Source organism: Synechococcus sp. H60.3, from assembly GCF_047462295.1.
In the GTDB taxonomy this organism is placed as follows: Bacteria; Cyanobacteriota; Cyanobacteriia; order Thermostichales; family Thermostichaceae; genus Thermostichus.
Genome location: NZ_JANSIY010000102.1, coordinates 1 through 9,227, shown reverse-complemented (window position 1 = coordinate 9,227; position 9,227 = coordinate 1). Strand labels below are relative to the sequence as shown.

10 protein-coding genes are annotated in these 9,227 nt (G+C 60.2%); 6 read left to right on the top strand and 4 right to left on the bottom strand.

Going from position 1 to position 9,227, the window contains the following annotated elements; all coding sequences use genetic code 11:
* Positions 1-3 precede the first annotated feature (3 nt).
* From NW841_RS10280 to NW841_RS10260, 5 genes are all read left to right on the top strand, one after another.
* Positions 4-84 (top strand): DUF6464 family protein, encoded by an 81-nt coding sequence (locus NW841_RS10280; protein WP_414386273.1) that lies wholly within the window; start codon positions 4-6, stop codon positions 82-84.
* Positions 85-104: 20 nt separating this feature from the next.
* Positions 105-803 (top strand): orotidine-5'-phosphate decarboxylase, encoded by a 699-nt coding sequence (gene pyrF / locus NW841_RS10275; protein WP_414364755.1) that lies wholly within the window; start codon positions 105-107, stop codon positions 801-803.
* A gap of 375 nt (positions 804-1,178) precedes the next feature.
* On the top strand, positions 1,179-1,760 hold the full coding sequence (locus NW841_RS10270) for a hypothetical protein (protein WP_414386271.1): 582 nt from the start codon (positions 1,179-1,181) through the stop codon (positions 1,758-1,760).
* Positions 1,761-1,876: 116 nt separating this feature from the next.
* A complete protein-coding gene (locus NW841_RS10265; protein ID WP_414386269.1) occupies positions 1,877-2,854 on the top strand; it encodes a hypothetical protein in 978 nt (325 codons plus the stop codon).
* Positions 2,855-2,880: 26 nt separating this feature from the next.
* Positions 2,881-4,080: a PLP-dependent aminotransferase family protein gene (locus tag NW841_RS10260; RefSeq protein WP_414364752.1), complete on the top strand. Its 1,200-nt coding sequence runs from the start codon at positions 2,881-2,883 to the stop codon at positions 4,078-4,080.
* Positions 4,081-4,150: 70 nt separating this feature from the next.
* On the opposite strand, the gene NW841_RS10255 is transcribed toward NW841_RS10260, so the two are convergent.
* The 4 genes from NW841_RS10255 to NW841_RS10240 form a co-directional block, all read right to left on the bottom strand.
* The gene (locus NW841_RS10255; RefSeq protein ID WP_414370305.1) at positions 4,151-5,278 is read right to left on the bottom strand and encodes a TMEM43 family protein; all 1,128 of its coding nucleotides are present in this window, start codon (positions 5,276-5,278) and stop codon (positions 4,151-4,153) included.
* 177 nt (positions 5,279-5,455) lie between these two features.
* Positions 5,456-5,881: a TerB family tellurite resistance protein gene (locus NW841_RS10250; protein ID WP_414364748.1), complete on the bottom strand. Its 426-nt coding sequence runs from the start codon at positions 5,879-5,881 to the stop codon at positions 5,456-5,458.
* Positions 5,882-5,969: 88 nt separating this feature from the next.
* The gene (locus tag NW841_RS10245) at positions 5,970-7,772 is read right to left on the bottom strand and encodes an aminopeptidase P family protein (protein ID WP_414386268.1); all 1,803 of its coding nucleotides are present in this window, start codon (positions 7,770-7,772) and stop codon (positions 5,970-5,972) included.
* A 221-nt stretch (positions 7,773-7,993) separates the two neighbouring features.
* Positions 7,994-8,368: a rhodanese-like domain-containing protein gene (locus NW841_RS10240; protein ID WP_414362700.1), complete on the bottom strand. Its 375-nt coding sequence runs from the start codon at positions 8,366-8,368 to the stop codon at positions 7,994-7,996.
* A gap of 115 nt (positions 8,369-8,483) precedes the next feature.
* On the opposite strand from NW841_RS10240, the gene NW841_RS10235 reads away from it, so the two are divergent.
* A partial coding sequence (locus NW841_RS10235) for a hypothetical protein (protein WP_414386266.1) occupies positions 8,484-9,227 on the top strand: 744 nt, incomplete at its 3' end.

The following is a 9,227-nucleotide window of genomic DNA, read 5'->3' as shown; positions in this document are numbered from 1 at the left end:
GAGTTGCGCTGTGCAGTTAACCCCTATGGCCCCTGTGAAGGCTGCCCTCACTATGAGCCGCGGGAGCGGATCCCTTCGCGTTAGTCGGCTCGAGAGCTTCCGCCATGCAGGGTAGCCGCCTCATTGTTGCTCTGGATACCGCTTCTTGGGATCAAGCCCTGGAGTGGGTAGATCGCCTGCCGCAGGTGCTGTGGTGGAAGGTGGGCCTGGAGTTGTTCACGGCTGTTGGCCCTCAGATTTTTCAGGCCCTTAAGGGACGGGGCAAGCGCATTTTTCTCGATTTAAAGCTGCACGACATTCCCCACACAGTGGGGCGGGCCGCTCAGGTGGCCGTTGGTTATGGGGTGGATCTGCTCACCGTTCATGCCGCTGGCGGCAGTGCCATGTTGCGGGCAGCAGTGGCCGCCACCCAGGGCAGTTCTTGCCGGCTGTTGGCAGTCACTCTTCTCACCAGCCTTGGTCCCGACCAGGTGCGGCAGGAGTTGGGCGTTGAGCGGGATCCCGGCGACTATGTGTTGCAGTTGGCGCGGCTAGCTCTGGATCAAGGCGTGAGTGGGCTGGTCTGCTCCCCCCAGGAAGTGGGGCGGCTGCGGCAGGCTTTGGGGCCGGAGGTGCTGCTGGTAACCCCAGGGATCCGCTTTGGGGATCCAGAAGCGGGGGACGACCAGCAGCGGGTCTGTACCCCTGCAGAAGCTCTGCGAGCAGGGGCCGATTATTTGGTGGTGGGCCGCCCCATCACGGCGGCTGCGGATCCCGTGGCTGCCTTGTACCGCCTCCAAGCCCTGGAGGATGCTGTTGGATAATTCACGGAGGGTAAAGCTGCGGGCCCTGCACTTTAGTGTGGGGAGGAAAGCGACTCTGGAACTTTAGTGGCCAAAGTGGCGCCTCCCTCGCAAGATACCCCACCGTATACTGTAGGGGGGATAGCTCCTACTCCCATGATGGAGCATGACCCAAGTTCTAACTATCTCCTGCAAGCTCAAGGTGTCTGCGTCGCAAGCTGCAAAGCTGGAGGCGACAGAGGCCTACGGCCCGCTGGCGCGAGCGGGAATGTGTCAACCAACAGCCGCGCAGCAAGAGGGCTACTGTTCCCGTGAGCGGGACGGAGTCCCTAAGCTCCCGACTTCAGTCGGGGGAAGTTTACTCTGTGGACGCGACCATCTGGGGAGAAATAAGCCTTGGGCCACAGATCTGCCAGACGAGGGTGGGGACTGGGTTTATGGCTGGTTTTGAGCTTGGGCAGCCTTGCCCCTGCTTGGGCAAAAGAGGAGATCTGTGCCTCCGACCCGCAAACCTGGGCCGAGGCCCTGGCGGAGCAGTTGCCTTTGTTTCTCAATTTGGCCTTGAGCCGCTCCCGCTCAGACTTCCAGGTAGTGCTGGTGGGCCAGCCAGAGGTGGAACTTCTCTCTGCCGAGGAGCTGGCCCAGCTTCTGCCGGATAGCCCAGCCGCCTCGGCTTCCCAAAGCTTTCGCTTGTATTTCACCACGCTGGAGCGCCGCTTGGTTCTGCCCCAGCAGCCCGAGCAGGAGGACAACCCCCTGGCCGGTCGGCGCAGCGAAACCCTGCAGCTGGCCTATGAAGCTTATGTGCTGCGGGCTGCACCTGGGGATCCCTGGCAGGTGGTGCGCCTGCAAGTTACCGGCGCCGGTGTTCCCATCCGCGACGTCACCGAAGGACTGACCGCCCAAGCCATTCGTCGCTGGCAGCAGGCTGGGTGTCCCTTGACGGGCGATCTAGAGTTGACTAGGCCTACCCTATGAAGTTTCCCCCTGCCATGCCTCCGCGGGGCAAAAGGCTGTCTCGTTCCTCTTTTCCTCAACTAAGCCTGTCCAGGGCAGGCAAACGTCGGCACCAACGCCCAGACGGACTTAGTTGGATGGGCCACTGGCTGCTGTGGGGAGGGATGGGGTTGCTGCTGGGGCAACGTCTCCGCTCCTTAGGAGAGCTGGCCCATCTGCCGTGGTGGCGCGCTTGGCCCATCAGCAGCCCTCAGGGATCCCTGCCCCCTGTTCAGGCGGAACTCCCTCTCTACCACTCAATTGCGAACGGGCTACTGCCCTGGCTGGTTGAGGGCACCGGGATCCCCCCCGAAGGGATCCTGCGAGCTGTCTCGGCCCTGGCCTGCCTGGCCGTGCTGCTGCTGTGCTGGAGCTGGGGCAATTTCTGGAGTGCTGGCCTATGGGGACTCAGCCCCTGGGTGCTGACCCAGGGGTTGGAGCCGGGCGACGAGATCTTGGCCAGCCTGGTCTTGTTGGTCAGCAGCGGTGCTGGGCCGGGATCCCGCCTGCGCTGGGGCGGTTTGGCGCTGGCCTGTGCCCTGAGCTACAAAGTTTGGCCCTTGGCCCTGCTCTGGGGGACGCTATGGACTAGCCAACATTGGCCGCGGCAGCGGTTGCAAGGGCTACTCTGGCTGCTGCTGGTGATTGGCCTCTCCTGGTTGGTGCGGGTTGAGCTGCCCGCCAATCCCTTCACCGGGACGGAGCGCTTTCCTACGGCGACGGTGTCCTATTCGCTCACTAGCCAAAGCGGCCTGGCTGTTCTGGCCACCTTAATGTTGCCCCTGGGGCTGGCCTTGGTGCGGCTGGGTTGGCCCTGGGCGGAACGCCAACAAACCCTGCTCAGCTTGGCTGGTTTGGGCCATGTCCTGTGGATGGGGGTGCTGGCGGTGTGGCTTTGGGAGCCACAGATGAACCTGTTGCAGCAAAGCGCCCGTTGGGGCCTGGTGGCCCTGCCCTTTTTGTGCCTGAGTGCCGGCGGCGTCTTGGCGGAGATCCCCTGCCGGAGTTGGCGGCGAGTTCTGGGATCCCTGCTCTTGGCCAGCTCGTTCTTGTTATCGTGGCAAGCGTTGGCCTAAGCTCTTCTCCTGCCTTGAAGCTCCCGATGCGGCCCCTCTCAGAGACCCTGTTTGCCCGGCGGGCTCAGGCGGTGATCCCGCCTCCTTTTGGCGCGGAGATCCCTGGGGCCGTGCCGGTAGTAACCAGTTTTACCTTTGGCCTGGCGGATCCGCGGTTGTTTCCCAAGGCCGACCTGGCGCGGGCGACAGCGGAGGTGTTGGCGGAAGAGGGAGATGCTGCCCTCAATTACGGCGGCACTTTTGCCGGGCTGATCGAGGTGGTGCAGCAGTTGATGCGGGCCAGAGGGGTGGAGGCGCAGCCGGAAAACCTCTTGATCGGCTATGGCTCTGGGCAAATCCTTGGCCTCTTACCCCAGGTCTTTGTGGAGCCGGGGGATATGGTGATCGTGGAGGGGCCCACCTTCATGGGCGCGGTCAGCCGTTTTGCGGCGGCAGGGGCGCGTCTGATCTCGATCCCCGTGGATGGGGAGGGCATGGTGGTGGATTGCCTGGAAGAGGTGTTGCGCGAGCTAGCCCGCCAAGGGATCCGGCCCCGCTTTATCTACACCATTCCCACCTTTCACAATCCCAGGGGCTGCACCCTCTCTTGGCCGCGGCGGCAGAAGCTGGTGCAATTGGCGGCTGAATACGGCGTGGTGGTGGTGGAGGACGAGGCCTACTACGACCTACGCTTTGTCGGGGATCCCTTGCCCAGTTTGGCCGCGCTGGATGAAGAGGGCTGGGTTCTGCACGTGGGCACCTTTTCCAAGATTGTGGTGCCGGGGGTGCGGGTGGGCTGGGCCTGTGGCCATCCCGAGATCATCCGCCGCTTGGAGATGTTTCGTAGCGAGGGATCCCTGGGACCTTTTTTGGGCCGGGTGGTGGCCCGCTACTGCGGGGAAGGCCGCCTAGAGAGCCACATTCAGCTTTTGATCCGCCGTTACCGAGAAAAGTGCCACCTGATGTTGGAGGCCATCGCTCAATGTTTTCCCCCTGAAGTTAAGGTGGAGGCCCCTGGGGGTGGATTCTTTATCTGGTGCGAGCTGCCCCCTCCCCTGAGTGCCAACGCCTTGCTGCAGGCCACCCGGGCGCTAGGGGTAACTTTCTTGCCGGGTACCCACTGCTTTGCCGATGGCCAAGGGGATCACGCCTTGCGCCTCGCCTTCAGCTACCAACCGGAAGAGCGCATCCTCAGCGGCATCCAGATCGTCGGAGAGCAACTGTACAAACTCATGGGCCAACGATAAATACAGGGTAGCCATATTGGAATGGATGCAGCAGCGCTGTAAGCTCTTTGCTGTGCTGGTAGAGGAACTCTTAAAAACCTGACACTTGCCGTCTGGGACGTCGCCCCAGCACGTTAAGGATGAAAACTCCCGCCACAGCCAAACAGAGGAGCAGCACCAACGGATTATACACTATAGACGAGATCAGAATAGTCGTCCCTGTTAAAACCAAGGCTATGAAAAAGGTGACCACTCTCGTCATGAATCGCCCAAGGCCACTTAGAAAAGGAAAGATGCTAAGCATTGTATGAAGGGGGGTAAAGAAAGAGTCGGCCCCGATCCACATCATCAAGAATCCCACAAAGCGCAGGATCCAAGTTAGGGCAGTGTGTTCTGCAGCAAGCCGCTCAATGGCTGCAAATCGATCGCTTGCAAATAGCCGATAAAATCGAACGTTGCGCGGCCCCAGATAGCTCTCTAGGCTATTGGGGCTGGCCAAACGCCCAAAGACGGTTGCCTGAGTTCCGCTGTACAAGGCAGTGTACGAAGTTCTCATATCGCCGATTTGTGGATTGGCCAGGGTTCCCCGCCCCTTGAAAACATAAGAGCCTTCCACTCTAGCTTGGATCCCCGGGATCAATGTTTGGGGATCCAGAGGAACAGCGGAGGGAGTTTCGATCTGCAAATCTTGCATCCCAATTCGGTAATTCCCAATTTGAGCCTGGCTGACTCGAAAGAGTTGGCTGGAAAAAGGCATCGGTGGGTTGACGTGCTCACTGCTGCGATAAAACCGGCTTGAATCTTCAGGGTTTTCTGTCCAGACTTTGGTGTAAGTATAGATTGTCTCTCTGACTTCCGATCCACCAAACTCCTCTTGAGTGCGAGTTTCTTTCTCCTCTTCCCAAGCATACATTTCTGCCTTGCGGCTGACGGCAATATAGGGCCCCGGCCGCAGGAAGAGATGATCACCCAAAAGCTCGTTACTGGTCATTGGGCCTGTGAGCGATACTAATCTTCCAAGAGGTGCAGAGGGCGAGCCCAATGGACTGATTTCAATGGCCCCAGTTGCCACTTGGGCAAGGTTGACCCGCCCCTCATTCCAAAACAAAAGCCAGAACGATCCCAAAAATAAAATCAATCCAACAAACACCGATACAAAAGAACTGGCCAGCCGCGAGCCGAATCCGACCCGCTCTACTTGTCTATAACGCTCAGCCATAGCCCCGCCCCGACCGACAACTTCGGTCTAGCACAGCCTCTTCTATTTGTCCATGAAACCTAGTCGTTCTAGAGAATCCAAGGCAAATCTTTAGCTTTTTCCATGCTTATGCCTATTCCAGAAGCAAGTTACAATTCATACAGGTTAAGGGAACCCTATTTTTCGGCTAAGAATTGATTAAGAAATCCCTTCCCTCACCGCTTTGACCACGCGCCGGAAAAATTGCCCCACGCCCTTCACCAGATTGGGTGCCGATTCTGGGCGAGGTGGGATCTCTGCCATGAGGGTGTAGTAGTCATCCAAAAGGTTGTGCTCTTCGGAGGAAACGGTATTGTCGGCCATCATCAGGTTGCCGATTGCCCCCAAAAGTTGCAGGCGCTCGGTTTCGGTGGCCTGGGCCAGATAATCGGCCATCCAGCGCTCCGTTTGCGCCATCGGGATGGGCTCTTGGATCAGCTCTCGCAGCTCGGTATCGTGCTCCAAATCATAGCGGCGCAGCAGGGATCCCAGATAGGCCAATTCCTGCGGTTCTAGGTGCCCATCGGCCCAAGCGGAGCCGGCCACAATTTTGAGGATGAGCCGATGTTGGGTTGTCGGGTTCATGGCGGGATCTCTTGTCGCTGGAGGTGCTGCTGGCGGTCGGGGTTCTGGGGCTCTAAGCAGACTTGGAAGGGGCTGACCAGAGGCAGTCTTACTCAGCGAGGCCGCAGGCCCACGCTAGCCAGGCGGCATCCTCTTCTGGCAGGCTGGCCTGGTGCAGGGCGTAAACCTGGCGGTGATACTCATCAAGCCAGGCCCGTTGCGCCTTGCCTAGCAGATTCCAGTCAATCAAGCGCCTATCAAAGGGGATCCAAGTTAGGGAGCGAAAGCCCATCCAGCCCTCCGGCTCTGGAAGGGCAACCACTTCATAGAGGTTTTCCAAGCGAATTCCACCCCAGCCCGGCTGGTAGTAGCCCGGCTCAATGCTAGTGATCATACCCACCTTGAAGGGGGTGGTGGCGCGGCGGTGGATCCCATTGGGCCCCTCGTGGACGTTCAAGAAGGCGCCAACGCCGTGGCCGGTGCCGTGGCCGTAGTCCAGCCCTGCCTGCCAGAGGCTGGAGCGGGCAATGCCATCCAAGGAGACCCCGTAGGTATCCGGGGGGAAGATCTGGCGGGCGCACTGGATGTGGGCTTTCAGCACCTCGGTGTAGCGCCGCTGGCACAAGGGATCTGCCGGTTGCGGGCCAATCCAGATGGTGCGGGTAGCGTCGGTAGTGCCCCCCAGGTAGTGGGATCCCGAATCCAACAAAAACAACTCGCCTGGCTGCAGGAACTTCTGAGGATCCGGGGTGCCGTAGTGGACAATGGAGCTGTTGGCGCCGGCCCCGGCAATGGTGTTAAAGCTCAGGCCCACCCAATCCCCTTCCTCGCGGTAGTGGGCTGCCATAGTGGCCGCCACATCGGCTTCGCTGATGGGGATCCCCGCTTGAATTTGCCGGTCAATCCAAGCCAGGGTGCGGATCTTGGCCCGGCTGGCCTTGCGGTTAGCTAGCCGCATCTGCTCCAGCTCAGTGGGGTTTTTCACCGCCTTGAGGGCCTCCACAGGGTGATCCAGCTCGCGACAGGGGATCCCTTGCAGCAGCTCTTGGGTGCCCTGAGTGGTCTGCTTGGGATCCAATCCCACCGGCCCGTAGCCCTTGGCCCACTGGGGCAGCTGTTCCGGGTAGGCCTCGTAAGGCCAGAGCTCGACCTCGGCTTCCACCAGCATTTGCCGAGCCGAGGGCGTGAGGCGCTCCAGGTCAGTAAACAGGGCAACCCTCTCCAGGGCGACCAGCGCGTAGGCGCGGAACACTGGGTTGTAGGGGATGTCAGAGCCGCGCAGGTTAAACAGCCAAGCTACCTGGTCCAACTTGGTTAGGGGCAACAATCCCACCCGCTTGCGACGCATCTCCTGGCGCACCTGGGCCAGCTTGTCGCTGGCAGTAGCACCGCAGAGCTGGGCAGGGACAGGATAGATGGGTTGCTGCAAAAGGGCTTGGCTAGCTTCCTTGGCCAGCTTGTCCAGCGGGTTTTCGCTAACCGGCAGCAGCAGCACTCCCCCGGCTTGAGCGTGGGTCTGCAACTGGCGGTAGGTAGCCACTGATACCGTGAAGGGATCCACTCCTAGGCGAAAGCCGGATCCCAGCTCTTCTACGATCTCCATCAGGCTGGGCTGCTCCGGCAGGCCGCCTTTGATGACGGTAAACAGGTTGGGATCCACTTCCCGCTCCGCCTGCTCGTGGTAGCGGGGATCCACCCACAGCCAGGCCCTGTCCCGGCTAATCAGAGCATCCCCCACCGAGCCGGTAAAGCCTGTAATCCACTGCCGCCGCTTGCGGTATTCCAGCAAATACTCATTGAGGTGCTCATCAGCCGAGGGCACCCAAAACCCATCCAGATTTTGTTCCTGCAAAAGCTGGCGCAACTGCTGCAAACGGGCGGCAATATCCAAGCGGGGCAGGGTTTGGAGCATGGCAGGGACAAGAGGGAGATCTGGGCCGATGGCCCTAGAGACCAATATAGTTCTCTTTGGGAAAGCAGACGGAACATAGAGGAAGCGGCTACTTGGTGGTGGACTACAAAGCAGGAGCCAAGGGCTTCTGCGCCGTGTTTTTCGGCGACCTGGTGTTTTCCCAACTAGCACCGAAAAAACCGTTGGCTACCGCGAACCCCCTCCAGGAGAGGGGCTAGGTTCTAGCGCTCTTCGGGAAAGCCAGCCTCTCGCCAAGCGCGGATGCCGCCGTCCATGGAGATCACGCGGCGGTAGCCCATTTTCTGCAGGTTGTCGGCTGCTAGCGCCGAGCGAAAGCCGCCACCACAGTAGAGGACAATCTCGGCTTCTTTATCTGGAATCACCTTCTCGATATCCCGCTCGATGATGCCTTTGCTTAAGTGAATGGCGCCGACAATGTGGCCGGCCTGCCACTCCGACTCTTCCCGCACGTCGACTAGGTAGAAGGGATCCCCTTGCAGTTGTTTTTGCCTCACCTGTTCAACGGTGAGCTCTTGGATGCGGCTTTTGGCCTCGTTAACCAAAGCCAGGAAAGCAGGAGAGTGGTGGGATGCCATGCACACCTCGCAGAGAACCCAGCTCCCAGGATAAACCCAGGCCCAATCGCGTTGGGCAACACTAAACCTTCAGCAAGCTAAACTAAAGGCAGATTTGCCGCCGGAGGCACCCAGTTTGAGCTCTCGATCCACCTCTTGGCTTTGGCCCCTAGTTTTGGCCCTGAGCGGGGGGATCCCTTTCCCTGCCAAGCTGCCGGCCCAAGCTGCCCCCGTCCGCCTAGAAAGCGGGATCCAACGGCAAGTCTCTAGCCCGCCGCCAGCCTCGCTCGTAGAGTGGCTGCAAAAGCAGATAGACGCTGCCAACCGCCGCGACTTGCCAGGGGTGATGGCTGGCTACAGCCCCAACTTCCGCCACCGGGACGGCCTGGATCGACAAGAGGTGGAGGAAGCTATCCGCCAGCTGTGGGAGGCTCATCCCCAATTGACCTACTCAGCTCAAATTGTCTCTTGGCGGCAGGTGGGCCCCGAGATCGTGGCCGAGATCGCCAGCCAAGTGCAGGGATCCCAAGCTTCAGCACGGGGGGAGTTTCAGGTCAAGGCTTCCGCCCTGGTGCGCAACCGCTACCGCCCGGATGTGGCCAATCCAGGACAACTGCTGCTCGTAGACCAAGAAGTCCTGCGGGAGTCTAGCACCCTCATCTCCGGCTCGGCACCCCCCACCGTCACCTTCGAGTTGCCCGAGGCGGTCAAGCCGGGATCCACCTACTCCCTGCAGGCCATTGTGGCAGAACCCCTCACCCAGTCCTTGCTGCTGGGCGCTGTCGATGAGCAACCCGTCGCTACAGGCGGCTACTTGGATCTCACTTCGTTTGCCCTTGAACCTCTGCAGGCAGGCGGGCTCTTCCTGCAGGCAGATGCC

What these genes read in the sequence shown, in the direction of transcription:
- pyrF (WP_414364755.1), top strand. Translation starts at nt 105, where the DNA reads ATGCAGGGTAGCCGCCTCATTGTTGCTCTGGATACCGCTTCTTGGGAT.
- NW841_RS10265 (WP_414386269.1), top strand. Translation starts at nt 1,877, where the DNA reads ATGGGCCACTGGCTGCTGTGGGGAGGGATGGGGTTGCTGCTGGGGCAA.
- NW841_RS10260 (WP_414364752.1), top strand. Translation starts at nt 2,881, where the DNA reads ATGCGGCCCCTCTCAGAGACCCTGTTTGCCCGGCGGGCTCAGGCGGTG.
- NW841_RS10255 (WP_414370305.1), bottom strand. Translation starts at nt 5,278, where the DNA reads ATGGCTGAGCGTTATAGACAAGTAGAGCGGGTCGGATTCGGCTCGCGG.
- NW841_RS10250 (WP_414364748.1), bottom strand. Translation starts at nt 5,881, where the DNA reads ATGAACCCGACAACCCAACATCGGCTCATCCTCAAAATTGTGGCCGGC.
- NW841_RS10245 (WP_414386268.1), bottom strand. Translation starts at nt 7,772, where the DNA reads ATGCTCCAAACCCTGCCCCGCTTGGATATTGCCGCCCGTTTGCAGCAG.
- NW841_RS10240 (WP_414362700.1), bottom strand. Translation starts at nt 8,368, where the DNA reads ATGGCATCCCACCACTCTCCTGCTTTCCTGGCTTTGGTTAACGAGGCC.